Here is a 319-nt window from a genome sequence, read left to right as displayed (position 1 = left end):
CAGATGATTGACGATCCGGATACGCTGTTTGTCGATATGCGTAACCACTACGAATATGAAGTCGGCCACTTCGAAAACGCCATTGAAGTGCCTTCAGATACCTTCCGCGACCAGTTGCCGATGGCGGTCGAGATGCTGCAAGACAATAAAGACAAAAATATTGTTATGTATTGCACCGGGGGTATCCGCTGTGAAAAAGCCAGCGCTTACATGCTGCATAACGGCTTCAAAAACGTTTATCACGTGGAAGGCGGCATTATCGAGTACGCGCGCAAGGCGAAAGAGCAGGGGCTACCGCTGAAGTTCGTCGGTAAAAACT

General features: G+C 49.2%; 1 protein-coding gene. It reads left to right on the top strand.

What is annotated here, in order from left to right; translation table 11 throughout:
- The coding region (locus CVN76_RS00615; RefSeq protein ID WP_269799996.1) for a rhodanese-like domain-containing protein at positions 1 to 319 on the top strand (319 nt) is incomplete at both ends.

This window comes from Bacillus sp. mrc49, from assembly GCF_002803435.1.
Note: the sequence above shows the minus strand (reverse complement) of the source record. Positions and strands in the feature narration are given on the sequence as shown.